The organism is Clostridioides mangenotii TR (assembly GCF_000498755.1).
Classification (GTDB): domain Bacteria; phylum Bacillota; class Clostridia; order Peptostreptococcales; family Peptostreptococcaceae; genus Metaclostridioides; species Metaclostridioides mangenotii_A.
In genome coordinates this window covers 1-21,539 of the sequence record NZ_AXUS01000013.1, presented here as the reverse complement: position 1 = coordinate 21,539, position 21,539 = coordinate 1, and the positions used below count along the sequence as shown (strand labels likewise).

Here is a 21,539-nt window from a genome sequence, read left to right as displayed (position 1 = left end):
CAAATTTTAACTTTTTAGTTTAAATAATGTCTGTGTGATTAGTACAAATACTACATTGGCAACTTATGAAGTATTATTGTAAATATAACCATACCTAAAAGCGCAAATGGGTAAGTAGCCCCATACCCTGCTGCTGGTTCATCACTACCTAGAGCTTCAACAGCAGCTCCAAGTCCCGGAGTAGATGTCATTCCACCACATATAGCTCCTGACAACATAGGCCAATTTATTTTCAAAACATACTTTCCAACTCCAAATCCAATAAGCATACCTATAACTCCTATAATTACTGATGCAACACCAAGGTAAGCCCCAGTTCCAACTAAAGCATCTACTGCTTGATAACCGTATTTAAGCCCGACAATCGCTAAGAAAAATGCAAGTGCAATATCCCTAAGTATTCCTAGTGTATTAGAATCCATTCTAAAGCTAATACTTCCGATTTTGCCTATATATCCTAAAATCAATGCCCCTATTAGTACACCGCCTGTTGATCCCAAACTAAAATACCCTATAAACGGCAAGTAAATATTTATATTTCCAATGATATATCCAAACATACAAGCTAATATAAATCCAGCTATATCAAACTTCGTCTCTTTTATCACTTTAACGTGACTACTTTGTTTTCTTGCGTCACTTAGCTCTTCACGGTACTGTAATTTCTCTTTTTCTACATCAATCTTAAATATATTTGGGAAGAAATTTACCGCTAGTATTACTATAAGAACTCCAAATGGATACCCTATTGCATGACCAGCACCTATACTTCCTTCAGCATTAGTTATGAATTGATTCTTTACATCATCAGTTATTTTAAAACTTTGTACGTCTTTTGGGATATCTTTAACTCCTGCCATTTCTAAAAATTTAATTTTTTCTGAATCACCCATAGTATCATAACTTTCAGATTTTTCTGTTGCATGCCCTCTAGCAGTTTCGATTGCCGCTGCAAGCCCAGGTGAACTTGTCAAAGCTCCTGTGTATACACCAGAAATCTCGTATGGGTTGGAATCTTTACTAAATAGAGTTAATGTGTAAGTAGCCGCTGCACTCATAAAGGTTATAAGTAAACCGAGCGCAACAAACTTTAAACCGTATTTTCTTAAAACTATCCCAATGTCTTTTGCAGCTAATAAACCAACTGCACAAACGAATACAATCAAAAATATATCGAAAAAATTACTGGAAATTACTCCTGAAGATATCAAATTTTGAGCTGCATCATATCCAGATTTACCTGCTTCAATTGAAGACGCATATTTAAATGCTCCCCAACCGATAACAAGCCCTGTAAATAATGCACCAGATATACCAAAGCTAAACTTACCAAACTTAATCTTTCCAAACATCAAACCAGTAACAATTGCAATGAACATCAATATAAACTGGCTTAAAAATACTTCTGTAAAGCTAAAACTCATGTTATTTGCCCCCTCGTATAGTTGCAAATGTATGACAGAGAACTATTTAGCACTCTAGCTAACACAAACAACCTCTCAGTTTAAAAATCAAATAAATATCTTTAAAACTTATAATTTTTAACTCGAGTAAATCTTTCAGCTTTAAATAAGACTAGTCTGTAATTTTTGAATCTAAGCACTAAATAATTAACTTAAGACTTAGAAATTAAAAATGAAAATATTTTGCTTTTAATAAATTGATAGGTATTAGAATATTGAATGTGCGCACATTTTTATAATATTAAATGTCTTAAGTCATGAATCCATAGTATTCAATTACTATGCTTCTAATTGTGATTTGTAGGTGAAGAAAGAATCCCATGAAAGTCTTGAGAATTCTTAGAAGACCTATCTATGATATGTTTAAATAGTTTAGTCTAAACTTGTATTACAATTTTAGCTTTGTTGTTTGTTATGATTTAGTTAAGTTTGTTAAATCTAAATTAATTTTGTTAATTATATATTAAGCTAGAAATATATTTTTATGCAATATTTTTCTTTATACATTGTATGACATACATGATTTTATAAAATTCTATATAAAACTTACTTATCATTTCCATTGTTCCGAAATTTCAGAATATTTTTAAGTGAATTTTGTATTATTATTTAACTTTTTAATTTTATATTGTATAAAAATATTGTTCTAGATAGGAATGTTAGATAGGCTTTTAGATAAGAAAATGTTTTAATTTAAAATAAATGCTCTAAAAGTTTTTAACTTCTAGAGCATACATATCAATCAAAATATAGTATTCAAATTAATCTTTATCAATTAATTCCATAAATACATTTTCAAGAGAACTATTGCCTTTGACTTTTTCAGTAGTACCATACGCAATTATCCTTCCACCTTTAATTATGGCTATTCTATCGCAAATTTTTTCAGCTACTTCTAATACATGTGTTGAAAAAATATGCTTCCCCCTAATTCACAAAATTCTTTCATAATATCTTTTAATGTAAATGCAGCCTTTGGATCAAGTCCAACAAATGGTTCATCTAAAATTAGGAGTTTCGGTTTGTGTATTAAAGCTGAAATGATAGCGAGCTTTTGTTTCATACCATGTGAATAAGAAGCGATTGTGCTTCCAATATCTTTTTCTAAATCGAATCTCTCTGCATAGTATTTAATAAGCTCCTGTCGTTCGTCTTGAGGGACTTTAAATATATCTCCTATGAAATTTAAATACTGTATTCCTGTAAGGTATTCATACAGATCAGGATTATCTGGAATATATGCAAATTTCTTCTTACAAGAAACTGGATCACTTTTTATAGATTTTTTATCTATAAGTATTTCACCTTCATCAAAATCATGAATACCAACTATAGATTTTATTAGTGTGGTCTTTCCAGCTCCATTATGACCAATAAATCCAAATATTTCTCCAGAATTTATATCAAAAGTTATGTCATTTAAAACTTTTTTATTGTTTTCAAATGATTTAGATACGCCATTTATTATTAACACACTATCACTCCTCCAATATCGTCATTGTTATACTTAATATATAACATATAACATCTTAATTCAAGTAAATTATGTATTCATTCTATAATATTTTAAAACTTTAATATACAAAAATTATTATTTCTAACATACATCCATGGATAAAACATCTATTTTCATAAAACGAGAAAACTGTTATCTCGTATTCCAGATAACAGTTTTCTTATTTCCTATTCTTTAATTTAACTCTTTATCAACTTTTTGCTACTGAAGAATTAATTTACCTTTAAAACTACTTCATTTCTCCCATAGTATCGTTGACTATACGTTTTTTGTCTAAATTTGTAAGTTTAGCGTCTTGTTTTGCATTCATCATTTTCTTTGCATCTTCAACATTAGTCATTAATAATTCTGCGGGATCCCTTGATTCTAGTACTAGTTTTTCTTCTAGATCTCTTTTATCAGAACTTTTCATTTTATTTTTATTTTTATTCATTTTTGCCATTTTTGACATCTCCTAATCTATAGTAAACTATATTTTTTACTTTCTCTTGTTAGACATCATATTATCTTTTTTCATTTCCATAGTTCTCATTGCATCTTCTGCTGTGTCCATTAAGTCTTCTGCTGTATCCTTAACTGCATTTGTTGTCTTTTTCATACCTTTTTTTAGATCTTTTTGCATGTTTTTCATACTCTTTTTCATTTTGTCCATTTATAACACCTCCTATAAAGAAATTTATTTCTTAATAATATGGTGTCCAAGATTATTATCTTTATTTACAAAAATTTATTAATTTCAAAAAAGAATTAGCTGTATCACGACGACTTATAATTTATAAATCATTGTGATACAGCTAATTCTTTTGCATAGTGATAGTTATTTATTGAGGATGTGAGGGATAACTATCACTATACTTAGGGTATTATTATTATGGTTTTAAGTTAGCAATATTTCTCTTACTTGAGTATATAATACATCTAGTATGTGAATTTATTGTGATTTTAATATGAAAATGTATTGAAACATATTAAATTTTAAATTCAATCCTAAAAACAACCGAATTTTCTTTGTTTTTCATACAGTAGTCAAAACCGTGACCCTTAAGAATTTGACTTACAATATAAAGTCCTAATCCACTTCCACCAGTCTTTCTAGATCTAGATTTTTCAATTCTATAAAACGGTGTAAATATTTCTTCTAGGTATTTTTTCTCTATAGTGACACCTGTGTTTTCTACTTCTAATATTGCTCTTGCGTTATTTTTCTTATACAATTTAACAAATATCTTTTCACTGTCCGGAGTATATTTTATAGCATTGTTTATTATATTGTTTATTGCTCTTGAAATTCTTTCAGTATTGACAAGAACTGTTACTTCATCTTGTATAGCTAAAACTGTCTCTATATTTTTCTCTTCAATAAGGAACAATTGTCTTTTTACTAAATCTTGAAGTAGTTTGCTCATATTTATCATCTGCCTATTTTCATTTCCAAGGCTCAGATCTTGGTCTAGAATTTCCATCTTTGAAATTTCTATCATTTCATCTACTAGATCTTTAAGCTCTTGTGTACAGTCGTAGGATTTTTTAAGATACGTATCCCTATCGCTATATTTTCCAACATTATAAATCATACCTTCTATCTGACCACTTATTATGGTTATTGGAGTTTTTAATTCATGTGATATTGTAGCTACAAAATCTTTACGTTTATTTTCCTGCTTTCTTTCAATCTCAATAATATCTATCAGAGGCTTTGTAATTACATTTGAGTAAATAAAGGCTCCTATAACAGCGATTATTATAGCTACTGCAATTATATACGGCATAAGCTTTCTAATTACTTCACTTGCTTCATCTATAGGCTGTAGAGGCATTATTATTTCTAGTGTATAAGCGTCTACTGAATCTGAAGTACTAATCGGCATTGTTACCCTGTATTCATCATTTATATTACTAGACATATATCTACTGTATTTAAGTAGTACCACTTCATTTTTTCCGTAGACAACTCTACCATTATGGTCTTTTAATAATATCGCCAAGTTCTGATCTTTTGCCATATAGTATAATTTTTCTTCTAAAACACCTATGTCGTCACTAGATGATGTCTTAGTCAAATACTGTAACTGACCTTCTAATGAGTCTATTTTATATTCATGATAATAAGATGGTAACATAAAATAAAGTATTAAATATATTGCAAGTGCTAGTCCCAATAGCAAACTTGTAGTTATAGAAAATAACTTGTATTTAATGCTCATCTTTTCCCATTTATCAAATATCCTTCTCAAGTGTGTATCCTATTCCTTTTACTGTTTTGATGTACGGTAATAATATTTTTTTTCTTATATTTTTAATGTGAGCATCAACTATTCTCGTATCACCATAATAGTCGTAACCCCATATGCTGTCGAGCAGACCTTCTCTAGTTATAACTTGAGGGTATTTTTCTATTAAATCTTTTAAAATATTAAACTCCTTTAAAGTAAGTTCCACAGCATTTCCATCTACTTCCGCCTCATAGGTATTTAAATCTAACTTTAATTTTTCAAATACTAAAAATTTCTCGTTCATTATTTTATTGCTTCTTCTTAAAACGGCTTCAACTCTCTTAACCAAGAGGTTAAATGAAAACGGTTTGGTAATGTAATCGTCACACTCTAATTCAAACCCTTTTAATTGATCTGTCTCCTGAGTTAAAGCTGTTAAGAATATTATAGGGACACTTGATGTCTGCCTTATCATTTTACAAACACTATATCCATCTAAATTTGGCATCATTATATCTAAAATTATTAAATTGTAATTTCCCTTTTTAAATTTTTGAATTCCTTCAAGACCATCATTCGCAAAGTCTACTTCATACCCTTCAGCTGTCAGAAACTCTACTATCAGCTCTTGGATACTGGAATCATCTTCTATTACAAGTATGGATGAATTCATAGTATCATTCCTTTCTATAAAAAATATAAATCAGTTCCATTGTACACTATTTTTATGAACTTTATATGAAAATAAAACAATCTTTTAATAAAGAAATCTGCAAAATACAAGGGCTGTCACAAAAGTACTTATTCTATACTTTTGCGACAGCCCCACTTTTATTTGTAATTTTTTAAATTTTATTCACTATTTTTAGTATATTTCTCTATTTTTAAGTCTAAGTGCATTTGTAACAACTGATACTGAACTCAAACTCATAGCTGCTGCTGCAATCATTGGATTAAGAAGAGGTCCTCCAAACATATAAAGAAGTCCCGCTGCTACTGGTATACCAATAGTATTGTAACCAAATGCCCAGAATAAGTTTTGTTTAATATTTTTTATAGTCTCATCACTTAGTCTGATAGCTGCTGGTACATCCATTAAGTCGCTCTTCATAAGAACTATATCTGCTGATTCAATAGCTACATCAGTACCACTTCCTATTGCAATACCTATATCAGCTTTTGCAAGAGCTGGTGCATCATTTATTCCATCTCCAACCATTGCAACAAATTTTCCTTGTAATTGTAGATTTTCAACCTCTTTAGATTTATCTTCTGGCAATACCTCTGCTAAAACCACATCTATACCTACTTGTTTTGCTATAGCATTTGCTGTTTTAACATTATCTCCTGTAAGCATTGCTACTTGTATTCCCATACTGTGCAGTTTTTCGATAGCTTTTTTACTACTCTCTTTTACAACATCAGCAACTGCTATAATTCCTGCAAGCTTCCCATCTACAGCGATATACATAGGTGTCTTACCTTGGGATGCAAGTTCATCAGATCTTTCTGATAGACCTTCAAAGTCTACATTTTCATTCAACATAAGCTTTTTATTTCCAAGAACAACTACTTTATTATCTATTTTTACTTGTATACCAAATCCAGGTAAAGCTTTGAAATCATCTACTTTAAGAACGTCTAATCCCTTATCTTCACCGTATTTAACTATGGCTTCTCCAAGGGGATGTTCAGAACCTTTTTCTGCACTTGATGCTAATTGTATTAAATAATCTTCATCTACATTGTTTACTACAACATCGGTAACTTTTGGTTTTCCCTCTGTTATAGTTCCTGTCTTATCAAACACTACAGTTTGTATTTTGTGAGTAGACTCTAGAGCTTCCCCACCTTTTATAAGAATTCCATTTTCTGCACCTTTTCCTGTACCGACCATTATTGCAGTAGGTGTTGCAAGGCCAAGTGCACATGGGCAAGCTATTACTAAAATCGATATAAAAATTGTTAAGGCGAATACTATATCTTTTCCTCCAACAAAATACCAAAGAATTGAAGATACTAAAGCTATAGCTATTACTGTAGGTACAAAATATCCAGATACTACATCTGCTAATTTAGCTATTGGCGCTTTTTCTCCTTGAGCATCCTCAACTAATTGAATTATTTGAGCAAGAGCCGTATCGCTTCCAACCTTTTTAGCTTCAAATTGGATAGTACCATTTTTATTTATACTTGCACCAGTTACTGCATCTCCAACTTTTTTCTCTACAGGTAAACTCTCTCCTGTAAGCATTGACTCATCTACAGATGTATATCCATCTAAAACTATACCATCAACGGGTATCTTACTGCCTGGTTTTACAAGTATTATATCTCCAACTTCAACTTCTTCAATCAAAGTCTCAACTTCTTTACCATCTATTAATACTATTGCAGTCTTTGGCTGAAGTCCCATAAGTTTTTTAATTGCTTCTGATGTTCTGCCTTTAGATCTAGATTCTAAGTACTTACCAAGAAGTATAAGTGCGATAATTATACCTGCACTTTCGAAATAAAGTTGATGATGGTGCATTTCTAATACACGATTATTAGCTATTTGATAAGTAGTAAAAAGACTGTATAAAAATGCTGCTGATGTCCCTATTGCAACTAGCGTATCCATATTTGGGCTTAAATTTATAAGCGATTTAAATCCATTTATATAAAATTTATATCCTGCAATCATTATAGGGATTACTAGTACTAATTGAACTAACGCGTAATTTAATGTATTTGTCATTGGATTTATTATCTCTGGAACTGGCCAAGGCCCTATAGGCTTCATAACCATAGGTCCCATAGCTATATAAAACAGAGGAATAGCAAATACAATTGCTACTATAAACTTATTGAATAATGATTTCATTTCTTTTTCTTTTCTTATCTTATCCTCGTCTTGAGCTATATTATTTTTAACTTCATCAATTGGATCGTATCCAGCTTTAGTTATAGCAGCTTTAATTTGAGAAAGTCTAACTTTTGATGGATCGTAGTTTATACTTGCTTTTTCAGTAGCTATGTTTACATTTACGCTGTCTACACCATCTAGCTTTTTGACTACTCTTTCAACAGCCTTAGAACAAGCTGCACAAGTCATTCCTCCTATTTTCATATCGATTTTCTTGTTAGTTTCTTCTTCTATAACTCCATAACCAGCTTTTTCTATAGCTTTTTTTATATCATCAAACCCAACTTTTTCTTTATTGTATTCGATCTTTAATTTCTCTGTAGCTATATTTACACTTTGATCGGATACTCCCTCGAGCTTGCGTACAGTTCTTTCTACAGCCTTTGCACATGCTGCACATGTCATCCCTGTTATTTTATATGTTTCTGTTATATTATTTGAACTCATAACATCCACTCCTTTCTAAATGATAACCTTTATCTAATTATACCCCCTATGGGTATCTTTAATCAAGCTATTTATGAAATTTCTATCAACAACTTTTATAAATAGCTTGTTTAGATGTTCTAATGACTTTATTTATCTGATTTTTAAATTTTAATTACATATTATAAAAACGTATATTTAAAATTGACAAATCAAACTATAGAATACTATAATGTGTATTCTAAATTCTGTGTTCATAACTATAGTCTCTCTTTGTTAGATTCATATATAGTTTTACTTGAAAATTTATATTAAACTAGTAATTATTAGATTACATATTTTATAATTCCATTAGGAAATATATTTTTAATTTCTAAAAGGAAAAACGCTTTCATTTCAGCCAATTCATCTTTTGTATAAACATATTTTCCATATCCGAATTGACCATATTTAAACTTTCTATCTCCATCTTCCATAGGTATTGTGGTATCTGGGAATATTTGAAGTATTCTATTTTTAGCTTTGGTTGTATATCTGTGTGATATAACCTCAAATATAATTTCTTGATCAAAATCTTTAGGTAGTTTTTCTTTTATACTTTTAATCAAATTAATATAGTCACTTTGCCAATTTTCATAAAGAAACACAGGTGCTATTATAAAACCTACTTTATATCCAGCTTTAGCAACCTTCACAGCTGCTTCAATTCTTTTATTAGCAGATGCAGTATGATGTTCATAAGTATCTATTATCCTAGGTGTGTTTATACTAAATCTAATTTCAGTATGATTATTATGTTTTGCATCTAATAGAGTATTTATATCGTTATATTTAGTAACAAATCTAAATCTTCCTTTTTCTTCTTTCCCAAAAAATTCTATAGTTTGCTTTAGTGAATTAGTATAAGGCTCAAGCGGTACGGGATCTGATGTTGCAGCACCTTCAAATATAGTTATAGCCGGTGATCTTTCATCTATATATTGTTTTGCTTTCTTTAAAACATCATCGATATTTACAAAGACTTTTACAAAAGGCTTGTCCCCTAATTGTGTATTTAAGTAACAATACTCACATCTTCCCATACATCCGCTAACTAGCGGCAATTGATAGTTTGCTGAGGGTTTACATGTTTGAAATTTTAAACTTTTACGTTCACCAACTACTAAAGTTTCTTTCCCAAATCTGTATTGTTCATATAAATTTTCTCCTGGAATGTGACTTTTAATTTTATTTGAGCTTGCATTTATAATTTCAATATCTGGATTATCTTTTATTTTGTTATATATATTTTTTCCAACATATGTATCTATTGCTCCTTTTTCAAATATAACTCTTTCAGGATTAAACATTATTTTACCTCTCATTACATGATATTTTTAATTAAGTTATATTTATTGTTTGTTTATATACATTTTTGATGCATTTTTAAATTTAAAATAAAAAATCATTAATAAAAATAGCTTTAATACCTATTTAGTATGGACATGGTAGGTTATTTTGCATAATAAAAGAGCTAGTAATGTAAGAAAAATGCTTATACGATTCAATAACTTCAACAAACTTATATATATTTTTCACTTTTTCGATAAAAATTTCATATTATATATCAGTGGACAAGAATATAATCCACTGTATTATATGAATTATGTTTTTAAGTGAATGAGTGAATTACCCTTTTGTCACAACTATTTAAGTTAATTTTACCATTTATATTTGATAAATTCCTTATCGAATACATCCCTACAAATCAACTATGAGTAGTAATGGTCAAAGATATGTATTTTTATACAAGGGTGTTTTACTCTATTATACTTTTATATTAAAGGAGGGTGTTTATATGGATAGATTTTTCATTTCTTGTATAAGATGTTCACGTTGTAGAAGAAGGTTTTCAAGAAGGCGCATATGTAACAGATGTGGTTGTTGTTCAAGATGTTGTAGATGTCGCAGAGATTAATAAAACTATGATAATGATTAATTAATGCATATAGTATAAGGGTAGAAGCGAAGCTACCCTTATACCTATTTACTTTAATTTCTTATCTTCTAACCACTCAACAACCAATCCATACGTATCTTTAAAGTCATTACCAACAAACTTAGTCACATTGTCTGGGAACTTCTCTAATCCTTTGCTAGCACCATCACCTATAACGTAGATATTTCTATACATATAACTTTTGTAGTCTGCTATATCTACTATTGTAGAGTTTGGTAAAAATTCCTTCATTATTATTGCTAAAGCCTTGTCTTTATCTCCACTATATATTATTGCATTTTCATATGTTCGTGGCTTAGCTTCGTTATTACTTTTTTCACTCTCTATCGATTTATTTAAAATACCTTCTGCTATTAGTTTAGCAACTTCCCCATAACCCAATTTTGTAGCTATCGCATAGTCTTCTTTATTATCACAGAAGAATGTTTCAATAATGATTGCAGGGCAATCTGTACTATTTAACATATATAGATCCGGACTATCTTTTACACCTCTACTAGTAAATACTGTACCTAACTTATTTACTACTCTTTGTGCATACATCTTGCCTATATTTGAACAGTATAGTACCTCTGTACCTTTAGCACTACTATTATAGCTATTAAGGTGTAACTCTATTACTAGGTCGTACTTCTTGCCATTTATACGAGGTAATTTATATGTTCTCTCTTGATTTTTACTAATAAATTGTCTTTCAGGACAGATTATTACATCTAATGCATGTCCTTCTTTTATTAATATATCTGCTAAGATAGGCGCTATTGTTTTACAGTATTGGTATTCGTTGATTAGTCCATCAGCACTTGTACACAAACCTTTTTTTAATATACTATGCCCTACTGTAATTGCTATTTTCATTAATTTCTTCCTCCTTAATACCAATAAAAGTATCAAACTTCTTTCGATACGGTTATTTTCTTCGTCTAAATTTTCAACTCCCAAACTAAGAGCATGTATACATTCGGCGAATTGTTTTGTTGTTTTCGTAAATGTCTAACACTCTGTTTATATATTGCCCTAACTTTCTTTTTTTCATCTTACGTATTTTTAAATAAAACATACACTACAATAATACTGCCCCAATGTTTACATTGTGCAACGAAATCTTCCAAAAATACCTCCGGTATTAAATATTAATAAGAGCCTTAGTATAAGACTCTTCTATAATTTCATTATATTTTTTTTAATTCTTTTTCTTCTTCTCCAAAAATAGTACACCTTGATGGATGTATAGTCTCTCCTTTATCATTTACCAATAAATAAGCGAATGGTAAGTTAGGTAATGCAGTTAAAAACAAGCTCGGTTATGAGCACTATTTTCACATGCCCCGTCACACTCACACTAGTATGTTAATACTAAATGGAGTTCACCTAAAGATGTTCAGAAAAGATCAGGACATACAAATATAAGCATAACATTAAATACTTATACGCATACTACGGAAGAGTCACAAAGAGAGTTATTCGCTAAATTATAATTTGCCGTGCAAAGCAGTACTTACAGCCATGTATACATCCTCTGTATATATTTAAATCCCAACCATATGGAATCTGTCTTTTTAATTGTTTACTGCACTCTTGCATTCTATTTCTTTATAAGTAACTGATTGTTTCATATTATTCCCTACTTTTTTAGGTATTATAATATAGTTTTATCAATTTTAACAAAATGTAATATTAAATAGCAGTAATTCCAATATATACAATATTTTTCGACATTTAAAAACATTTTTATACTATATACAATATGTTTTCTTGTACACGGGAACTTACTGTGCTATAATTAATAAGTTATTTAATTTGAAGGGAGCAACATAAATGTTATTAAAGCATAAAATCATAAATATCGCGGTAATTGCCCACGTTGACGCAGGTAAATCTACCTTAGTTGATGCGTTTTTATCTCAAGGTGGAGTTTTTAGAGATAACGAAACTGTTAGAGAGCGTGTAATGGATAGTAATGATATTGAACAAGAAAGAGGAATTACTATTTATTCAAAGAACTGCGCAATAAATTACAACGATTATAAAATAAACATAGTAGATACTCCTGGTCACAGTGACTTCTCTTCTGAAGTTGAACGTGTTATGAAAACTGTTGATACAGTTATACTTCTAGTAGATGCTAGCGAAGGGCCTATGCCTCAAACTAGATTCGTACTTCAAAAATCATTAGAATGCGGATTAAAGCCAATTCTATTTATAAATAAAATAGATAAAAAAGATCAGAGAGCAGAAGAAGTTGTAGATGAAGTTTTCGACTTATTTGTTGAATTAAACGCAACTGACGAACAATGCGAATTCCCTATAATATACGGAATAGCTAAACAAGGTATCGCAAAAAAAGAAATGGATGAAGATAGTACTGACCTTTCTCCTCTATTTAAAACAATTACTAAACATGTTGATGCTTACCCAGACTACAATGAAGAACCTCTACAATTCCAAGTATCGGCACTAGCTTATGATGACTACATCGGAAGACTTGGTATAGGTAGAATTACAAAAGGAACTCTTAAAAATGGTTCAACTGTTTCTATATGTAAAGACAATGATGTCGTATCAAAAGGAAAAATCTCTAAATTATCAGTTTATGAAGGATTAAATCAAGTAGAAGTAGATGAAGCTTGCAGTGGTGAAATTGCTGTTATAGCTGGTATACCTGATATATCAATCGGAGAAACTATTTGCGATCTAAACATTCCACTTCCAATGGAAATGATTAAAATTGAAGAGCCTACTCTTTCTATGAACTTCTTAGTAAACGACTCTCCTTTTGTTGGTAAAAGCGGTAAACTAGTCACTACTAGACAATTAAGAGATAGACTTGAGAAAGAATTAGAAGTAAACGTAGGACTTAGAGTAGATCCTCTAGATACTACCGACGGATTTAAGGTTTCTGGACGTGGAGAGCTTCACTTATCAATACTTCTAGAAAATATGAGACGTGAAGGATATGAAGTTGGAGTATCTAAACCAGAGGTTTTAATGCACAAAGATGAAAACGGAAAACTATTAGAACCAATTGAAAGAGTTATAGTTAACTGCCCAGACTCATACTCTGGAACTGTAATAAATGAGATAAGTCTTAGAAAAGGAATGATGGTGTCTATGGCATCTGAAGGAGACTATGTAAAAGTAGAATTCTTAGCTCCTACTCGTGGACTTTTAGGGTATAGAAGTCAATTTATAAACTCTACTCATGGTGAAGGTACTTTAGTTAGATCATTTGAACAATATGAAGAGTTTAAAGGTGAAATACCATCAAGAAACAATGGTGTTCTAATAGCACAAGGACCTGGCGTAACAATGGGATATTCTCTAAGTGCTTTAAGCGACAGAGGTACAATGTTTATTGATCCAGGTGTTGAAGTATACGAAGGTATGATAATAGCTATGAACTCAAGAAAAGACGACATGGTAGTAAACCCATGTAAAAATAAGAAGATGAGTAACGTCCGTGCTTCTGGTTCGGATGATGCGATAAAATTATCTCCTCCTAAGATATTTACTTTAGAGGAAGCACTTGAATTTATAGAATCTGATGAACTTGTCGAAATAACTCCAGACTCTATAAGACTTAGAAAAAAACTTTTAAATGAACACGATAGACTTAGATACAATAGATCAAGACAGTCTAAATAGTTAGTCTAACAAATAAATACAGTTATCGTATAAAAAGCCAACTAATCTATTTTTTAGTTGGTTTTTTTATTATTTAGGACTCTAACAGTATAAAAACGATATAAGTTATATATAATTAAGATATACTATAATAAGAGAAAGAAAGGAGGATGTTATGCTAATAATAATTATTGTTTTAATTGCTGTTATCGTTCTTTGGCTTATTGCGTCTTACAATGGATTTATAAAACTTAAAAATCGATTAGATGAAGCCTTTTCGACTATGGATGTGTATTTAAAGAAACGTTATGATTTAATTCCTAATTTGGTAGAAACGGTAAAAGGATATGCCAAACACGAATCTGAAACATTAGAAAAAGTAATACAAGCGAGAAATTTTGCAATGAATGCTACATCAATCGATGATAAGATTTCAAATGAAAAATCATTGCAGTCTACACTATCTCATCTATTTGCATTAAGCGAATCATATCCTGATTTGAAAGCAAATACAAATTTTATAACTATGCAGAATGATTTAAAAACTATGGAAGGCGAGATCGCAAATGCTCGTAAATACTACAATGCAATTGTAAGAGAATTTAATACAAAATGTGAATCATTCCCTTCAAATACAATAGCTTCAATATTTAAATTTAAGAAGCAACCGTTATTTGAAATTGAAGAGTCACATCGCGACAATATTAAGATATCATTTTAAAAGATATAGGATTACCTATATCTTTTTTAAGGAGGGTATATGAAAAGGTTTAAAAATCATATATTAATAAGTTTATTATGTCTATTTTTAATATTTATCACTACAACTAGTAATGTATTTGCATATGAGAGCTTTCAAATGGATTCGTATGATGTTGTAATGGATGTAGAAGGGGATGGGGTCATTCATGTAAAAGAGAGTATCAATATGAATTTCTTCGTGCCTAGCCATGGCTTATATAGCGAAATACCTATCCAATATAAAATGGATTTTGGTGATGGTGAAAAGAACTATGTGTTCCCTGTCAAGAATATTAATGTAGAAGGCCATGAATATAGTGTTGATTATGGTCAGGATAGCGTTGTAATAAAAGCTGGAAATCCAGACCACGAATTTACTGGTAAGGAATCTTATGTATTAACTTATGACATCTACACAAGGGATTTAGATTTAGACGGATTACAAATGTTGTATATGAATATAATCCCAACAAATATAGATGCTCATATATACAATGTTTCATTTACAATTCAGATGCCAAAGAAATTTGATACTAGTAAGATCAATTTTACCAGTGGCAAATATGGGAATGAAAATACAGGTAATAATAATGTAACTTACCGCGTAGAAGGCAATACAATCTACGGTGCTTATAATAAATCCTTAAGTCCTAATGAAGGAATTACAACAAAAGTGAATCTAGAAGATGGATACTTTAATTATCCAGAATCTAGTGACAGCACTACCGTTGCTATGATAATATTAGGTGCTTTAGGAGCTCTTCTTCTATTCTTCTATATTACAAAGGAGAAAAACAATAAAGTAATACCGATTGTATCATTTGAGCCTCCGAAAGGTTTAAACAGTGCCGAAATCGGTTATGTAATAGACGGTACTGTAAATAATGAGGATACTACATCTCTTGTAATAGAATGGGCTACAAAAGGATATCTAAATATTCACGAAAAAGGAAAAAATTCATTTGAATTAGAAAAAATAAAGGATGCAGATAACCAATTAGAACAATACGAGCAGATGTTATTTAATAAAATTTTTTATAAAGATAGTGTAAGCTTTGAAGATCTAAAGAAAAAAAATATTGGAGAAGAATTTCAGGCAACTGCTGCTAAGATTGAAGGTAAATTCAATCTACAAGCAAATCGCATATTTGCCGGAACTTCAGGATTATTAAAGTTTCTAGCATTTATACTGTCTCTGAGTGTAATAGCTATTACTTCTTTTTTAAATAACTATCATACCTATCTAATAGTATCATCCGCTTTATTTATGGCTGCTTTAATTTCAATATTTTTTATCATTATATTTGTTCCTTGGCTATTTGTCGGGAAATACAGATATAAAATGAAAACAGGCAAAAAAGCATTATTATATATTTCACTTGGATTAATGAATCTCTTTATTTTGATATATTATTTCTTAGGATTTGTTGAATTATCCTATACCAGTACTGCGATTTCTTTGTTTGTAATTTTTTTATGTATTGTCATATTTGTTTCACCAACAAAACGCAGTTCGAAGGGTCACGCATGGTTAGAGGAAATTCTAGGATTTAAAGATTTTATCAAATATTCTGAGAAGGATCGTCTAGAGTTACTAGTTAAGGAAGATCCAACCTACTTCTATCATGTACTACCATACGCATACGTGTTGGGAGTATCTAATGTATGGGCAAAGAAATTTGAACAATTATCAATCCCTAAACCAACATGGTATCATGGATCTAATTACGACACTTTCTCTAGTGTTTTATGGATAAGTTCTTTCAATCGTTCTATGAGTTCTCTACGCACTACAACAGTACCAATCGTTAAACAGGGTAGTTCGCACGGTGGATTTGGCAATGGCGGATCTTCTGGAGGAGGCTTCTCTGGTGGAGGATTTGGTGGTGGCGGTAGAGGTAGCTGGTAGTGAAAAAAGTGTTAAATAACTATAAACGATTATACAACAAAATAAAAATGAGGCATACTGGACGTCAATTCATTTCCAGACAATGCCTCATTTTTATTTTATTCTATAGATATTCTAACGAGTATGTCATTTATTATGTTTTGAATTTATTTTCCTGTATTTACGTAGTTTGCTGCTTGTACAGCTGCTATTGCCCCGTCTGCTGCTGCTGTTATTATTTGACGTAAAAACTTTGTTCTGTTGTCTCCTGCTACATATACACCATCTACTTTAGTAGTACAAGTCTCATCGGCTACTATATAACCAGCTTTGTCTAATTCTAAAATGTTGCTAAACATTTGGTTCTTTGGCTCAAGCCCTATTGCAACAAATATCCCGCTTACAGTAATAGTACTTATTGATTCGTCTATAAGGTTTTTGATTTTTACTTCTTTAACATTTGTATCTCCTGTTATTTCCTCTACTCCACTTTCGTAGATTATCTCTATATTTTCTCTTTTTAGCACTGCATCTATAAGTATCTTATCACCTCTAAATGAGTCTCTTCTATGTATTAAGAAGACTTTTGAACAGTTATTAGATAGGAAAAGTGCATCTTCAAGTGCGGTATTTCCTCCGCCTACAATTGCTACATCTTGATTTTTAAAGAAAGCTCCATCACAAGTTGCACAGTATGTTACACCTCTTCCAGTGAATTCTTTTTCACCTTTACATCCTAATTTACGTCTTTCAACTCCATTTGCTATTATCACAGTTTTTGCTTCATGCTCTCCTGAAGCAGTCTTAACTACTTTATAGTTTCCTTTGTCTTCTATTTTTTCTACTTCTTCAAAGTTGATTTCAACTCCTTGAGCTATAGATTGATTATATATATTGTTAGCAAATTCAAATCCAGAGATTTTTTGAATTGATGGATAGTTTTCGACTTCAGCAGTACCAGTAACTTGTCCTCCATAAACACTCTTTTCAAAAACAGCTACAGTTAATCCTGCTCTAACCGCATAAAGCGCTGAAGTTAATCCTGCTGGGCCGGCACCTATTACAATTAAATCTTTCATATACTTCCCTCTTTCCTTCATATTTTATTTTTAAATTTTTACTTTTTATAATTTAAGTATATAGAAACTCACATGCTAAGTAAAATATTATTTTATACATAATAAAACTGTAAATACAAAACTTCTATATTTACAGCTTATATACTAATACTTAATTTCAATTTATTATCAATGTCGATATATTTTATTAGTTTTCGTTTGATAAGTTATCCAAAGCGTTTGAATCTGATATATATGATAATACTGATAGTCCATACATGAATAATATCAATCCAGCTGATATTAGTAGTATTGCCATTACATCGCCTCCTTTTATAGTATTGTAAGCTTGTCATATGAATTGAATATGAACTCTACTTGAAAAGATTCTCATTTATTAAATTTTATATATTGTATAATTTCTAAATATGATCTGTTTTATGCCCCATTTATATTATAGTTAATTTTTTAATAAAAAATAGGTTAATATATTGTAACTAATTTATTGTACTATTTATTATACCCAAAACAATTATAATTTAACAAATTAATAAGCTTTAATTATCAGTAATTTAACAATTAAATTTTCTTTATGAATTTTTTTAAATTTAATTTTTATTTGAACTAAACTTCAAAAATTTGAAGTGATATATAGACTAGTGGTTTCTATTTAATGAATAATATACTTTAATATAATTGTATTTATTTTGTGTTTGTTTAACATATTTAAGTGGTTTTACTTTTTTTTACTATCTTAATAGTTGACTTTTTATATAAAACAGTATCTAAACAATATTATTTAAATATTTTTAAAAATAAAATTATTTATTTTTTTCAAAATTTAGCTTGACATCGTTGGTTTTTTTCATAGAATAATTAATAATATTATAAATAATAAAAGGCAATGATTAGGAAGAGTAAATCTAAATCAGTTAACAGAGATGGAAACCCACCGACTGAAAAGTTTCCTTAACTCGAGGGATTGAAAACTACCTATGAGCTTCTATCTGAAGTTATCAATAGATCTTAGTAAGAATAGACGTCTAACTTACGTTATAGTACAAGTGGATTTTATATAAATCAATTTGGGTGGAACCGCGGGAATATGATTCTCGTCCCTTTTTAGGGACGGGAATCTTTTTTTATTGAAAATTTTCAAGTAATAAGAACTTTTAGCTAATAAAAAACAGATATTTAAATATTTAAAATTAATAAAAAATATAAATTTATATTGATTTAAGTAAAAATGGAAAATATGGAGGAGAAAATATGGACTTTATAAGTACTCGAGGAAATACAGATATTTTAACATCTTCACAAGCAATAATAAAAGGAATTTCAAATGATGGCGGGCTTTATGTTCCAACCCATTTTCCAAATATAACCGATAAACTTAAAAATTATGTAGGCAAAACCTACTCTCAAATTGCATTTGAAATCTTAAAAGTATTTTTAACAGATTTTAAAGATGATGAAATTAAAGAATCTATAAACAATGCTTATAGTAATAAATTTAAATATGAAAATGCCGTGAATCTAAACAAAGTTAATGGTTCTTACTTTTTAGAACTTTACCATGGACCTACACTTGCTTTTAAAGATATGGCGTTGACTTTAATGCCACATCTTCTAAAGACTGCTATACAAAAAAGTGGATTAAATAAAGAGGTTGTAATTCTAACTGCAACTTCGGGAGATACTGGAAAAGCTGCACTTGAAGGTTTTATGGATGTAGAAAATACAAAAATCGTTGTATTTTTTCCAGAAGATGGTGTCAGCGCAGTACAAAAACTTCAAATGAAAACTCAAAAAGGTAAAAATACACGTGTAGTCGGTATAAAAGGCAACTTTGATGATGCACAGTCTGGAGTTAAAAATATATTTTCAGATAAAGAATTTGAGGAAGAGCTTTTAAATAGTGGATATTTACTCTCTTCTGCTAATTCAATAAATATAGGTAGATTATTACCTCAAGTAGTTTACTATTTTTATTCATATATGAACTTGGTCTCTACTGACCAAATAAGCCTTAATGATAAAATCAATTTTGTAGTACCAACAGGAAATTTCGGTAATATACTTGCAGGATACTACGCTAAGCGAATGGGGTTACCAATAAATAAACTTATTTGCGCCTCTAATGAAAACAATGTATTGTACGACTTTTTTGCAACAGGAAATTACAACAAAAATAGGAGTTTAAAACTGACCTCTTCCCCTTCAATGGATATTTTAATATCTAGCAATCTTGAAAGACTATTATTTGAACTTTGCGATAGAGATCAATCTACCGTAATAAATTTAATGGATAAGCTAAACTCAAAAGGAGTTTACGATATCGATGAAAATATGAAAAATAATTTAGATTCATTCTCAGCAGAATACTCAGATGAAGAATCCGTTAGAATAACTATAAAAAAGGTATTTGATAATTTCGATTACCTTATAGATACTCACACTGCCGTTGCTTACAACTGCTATGAAAAATATATACAAAAAACTTCAGACGATACAAAGACTGTAATTGTAAGTACAGCAAACCCATATAAGTTCTCTGAAGACGTTTTAAATTCTCTAGGATACAAAGAATCTAACTTAGACGATTTTGAAATAGTAGACAAGTTAAGAGATGTATCTAATTTAGAGATTCCAGACTCAATATTAAAGCTAAAAGATGCAGAAATACTTCACAATAGTATTTCTGATAAAGATAAATTAAAATCGGAAATCAAAAAATTCTTAAAGGCATAGGTGAAAATTATGATAGAAATAATCGTTCCAGCAACAACTGCAAATGTAGGCCCAGGATTTGACTGCCTAGGTATCGCACTTAATTTATACAATAAATTTTATTTTGAAGAAATAGATAAAGGTCTTATTATAGAAGGCTGTGATTATAAATATAAAAATGAAAACAATCTAGTCTATTCATCGATGAAATACTTCTTTGATAACGTAAAACCTGCTAAAGTTCCAAACGGTGTAAAAATTATAATAGAAGATAACATCCCTATTTGCAGAGGTCTTGGTAGCAGTGCTACTTGTATAGTTGCAGGAGTAATGGCAGCAGACGCACTATCTGGCTCAAATTTGAGCAAAGATGAACTTTTAAAAATAGCATGTGAAATTGAAGGTCACCCAGACAATGTAGCTCCTGCTATATTTGGAAATATGATGGTATGTATATCAGATGGTGATGAACTTCATTACGATGTAGTAATAGTTCCACAAGAGTTAAAATTTTGTGCATTTATACCAGAGTTTAAACTCTCTACTGAACAAGCAAGAAATGTACTTCCAACAGAGGTTTCTCATGTGGATGCAGTATTCAATGTGGGCAGGGTTTCGATGCTTATATCAGCTTTGTTAAACAAAAATTTTGAACTGTTAAAAATTGCCTGCCAAGATAAGCTTCATCAAAAATACAGAGGTACTCTAATAAAGGGATACGATAGCATTATAGATTATGCAAATGATATAGGCGCTTTAGGGGTATTTATAAGCGGGTCAGGGTCAACAATTATGTCTCTTATCCTCGAAGATAAAAACTTCAAAAACAATATGAATTCTTATTTATCTAAGTCCGATTCCAAATGGGATGTAAAGGATTTAAGCTGTGATTTAAACGGTGCTGTAGTCAACTATATTTAATATAGAATTTAAAAGATTATTAAATTTATAAGATGTATTTAAATATTTTAAA

Annotated in this window: 14 protein-coding genes, 1 pseudogene and 1 other annotated feature; of the genes and pseudogenes, 5 read left to right on the top strand and 10 right to left on the bottom strand. The window is 30.2% G+C overall.

The features are described 5' to 3' along the window. Nucleotides 1–50: 50 nt before the first annotated feature. The 9 genes and pseudogenes from T473_RS0107930 to T473_RS0107890 all read right to left on the bottom strand — a co-directional run bounded on the left by T473_RS0107930 (nucleotide 51) and on the right by T473_RS0107890 (nucleotide 11,383). Complete coding sequence (locus T473_RS0107930; protein ID WP_024621428.1) at nucleotides 51–1,424, bottom strand: aspartate-alanine antiporter-like transporter; 1,374 nt, start codon at nucleotides 1,422–1,424, stop codon at nucleotides 51–53. 800 nt (nucleotides 1,425–2,224) lie between these two features. After that, a pseudogene (locus T473_RS16475) lies at nucleotides 2,225–2,937 on the bottom strand (ABC transporter ATP-binding protein). Between the two features lie 271 nt (nucleotides 2,938–3,208). Continuing rightward, the gene (locus T473_RS0107920; RefSeq protein WP_024621427.1) at nucleotides 3,209–3,421 is read right to left on the bottom strand and encodes a hypothetical protein; all 213 of its coding nucleotides are present in this window, start codon (nucleotides 3,419–3,421) and stop codon (nucleotides 3,209–3,211) included. A gap of 36 nt (nucleotides 3,422–3,457) precedes the next feature. Beyond that, the gene (locus T473_RS18460; protein ID WP_161627544.1) at nucleotides 3,458–3,631 is read right to left on the bottom strand and encodes a hypothetical protein; all 174 of its coding nucleotides are present in this window, start codon (nucleotides 3,629–3,631) and stop codon (nucleotides 3,458–3,460) included. A gap of 316 nt (nucleotides 3,632–3,947) precedes the next feature. Then, nucleotides 3,948–5,213, bottom strand: coding sequence for a sensor histidine kinase (locus T473_RS0107910; RefSeq protein WP_024621426.1), 1,266 nt, complete (start codon nucleotides 5,211–5,213; stop codon nucleotides 3,948–3,950). Next, nucleotides 5,197–5,865, bottom strand: coding sequence for a response regulator transcription factor (locus T473_RS0107905; RefSeq protein WP_024621425.1), 669 nt, complete (start codon nucleotides 5,863–5,865; stop codon nucleotides 5,197–5,199). Before T473_RS0107905 ends, T473_RS0107910 begins: the two co-directional genes overlap by 17 nt. 192 nt (nucleotides 5,866–6,057) lie before the next feature. After that, nucleotides 6,058–8,547 carry a heavy metal translocating P-type ATPase gene (locus T473_RS0107900; RefSeq protein ID WP_024621424.1) on the bottom strand — a complete coding sequence of 830 codons (2,490 nt, stop codon included), beginning with the start codon at nucleotides 8,545–8,547 and terminating at the stop codon, nucleotides 6,058–6,060. 305 nt (nucleotides 8,548–8,852) lie between these two features. Beyond that, nucleotides 8,853–9,875 carry a spore photoproduct lyase gene (gene splB / locus T473_RS0107895; protein ID WP_024621423.1) on the bottom strand — a complete coding sequence of 341 codons (1,023 nt, stop codon included), beginning with the start codon at nucleotides 9,873–9,875 and terminating at the stop codon, nucleotides 8,853–8,855. A gap of 677 nt (nucleotides 9,876–10,552) precedes the next feature. Beyond that, the gene (locus T473_RS0107890; RefSeq protein WP_024621422.1) at nucleotides 10,553–11,383 is read right to left on the bottom strand and encodes an N-acetylmuramoyl-L-alanine amidase; all 831 of its coding nucleotides are present in this window, start codon (nucleotides 11,381–11,383) and stop codon (nucleotides 10,553–10,555) included. 960 nt (nucleotides 11,384–12,343) lie between these two features. Here T473_RS0107890 and typA point away from each other — a divergent pair. The 3 genes from typA to T473_RS0107870 all read left to right on the top strand — a co-directional run bounded on the left by typA (nucleotide 12,344) and on the right by T473_RS0107870 (nucleotide 16,799). After that, nucleotides 12,344–14,170 carry a translational GTPase TypA gene (gene typA / locus T473_RS0107880; protein ID WP_024621421.1) on the top strand — a complete coding sequence of 609 codons (1,827 nt, stop codon included), beginning with the start codon at nucleotides 12,344–12,346 and terminating at the stop codon, nucleotides 14,168–14,170. Nucleotides 14,171–14,324: 154 nt separating this feature from the next. After that, nucleotides 14,325–14,870: a LemA family protein gene (locus T473_RS0107875; RefSeq protein ID WP_024621420.1), complete on the top strand. Its 546-nt coding sequence runs from the start codon at nucleotides 14,325–14,327 to the stop codon at nucleotides 14,868–14,870. A gap of 39 nt (nucleotides 14,871–14,909) precedes the next feature. Beyond that, nucleotides 14,910–16,799, top strand: coding sequence for a DUF2207 domain-containing protein (locus T473_RS0107870; protein WP_024621419.1), 1,890 nt, complete (start codon nucleotides 14,910–14,912; stop codon nucleotides 16,797–16,799). 146 nt (nucleotides 16,800–16,945) lie between these two features. On the opposite strand, the gene trxB is transcribed toward T473_RS0107870, so the two are convergent. Next, nucleotides 16,946–17,857 (bottom strand): thioredoxin-disulfide reductase, encoded by a 912-nt coding sequence (trxB, locus tag T473_RS0107865; RefSeq protein WP_024621418.1) that lies wholly within the window; start codon nucleotides 17,855–17,857, stop codon nucleotides 16,946–16,948. A gap of 874 nt (nucleotides 17,858–18,731) precedes the next feature. Beyond that, nucleotides 18,732–18,959, top strand: a binding site (T-box leader). A 146-nt stretch (nucleotides 18,960–19,105) separates the two neighbouring features. On the opposite strand from trxB, the gene thrC reads away from it, so the two are divergent. Together thrC and thrB are read left to right on the top strand one after the other, a co-directional pair. Beyond that, nucleotides 19,106–20,587, top strand: coding sequence for a threonine synthase (gene thrC, locus T473_RS0107855; protein WP_024621417.1), 1,482 nt, complete (start codon nucleotides 19,106–19,108; stop codon nucleotides 20,585–20,587). A 9-nt stretch (nucleotides 20,588–20,596) separates the two neighbouring features. Next, the gene (gene thrB / locus T473_RS0107850) at nucleotides 20,597–21,487 is read left to right on the top strand and encodes a homoserine kinase (protein ID WP_024621416.1); all 891 of its coding nucleotides are present in this window, start codon (nucleotides 20,597–20,599) and stop codon (nucleotides 21,485–21,487) included. Nucleotides 21,488–21,539: the final 52 nt, after the last annotated feature.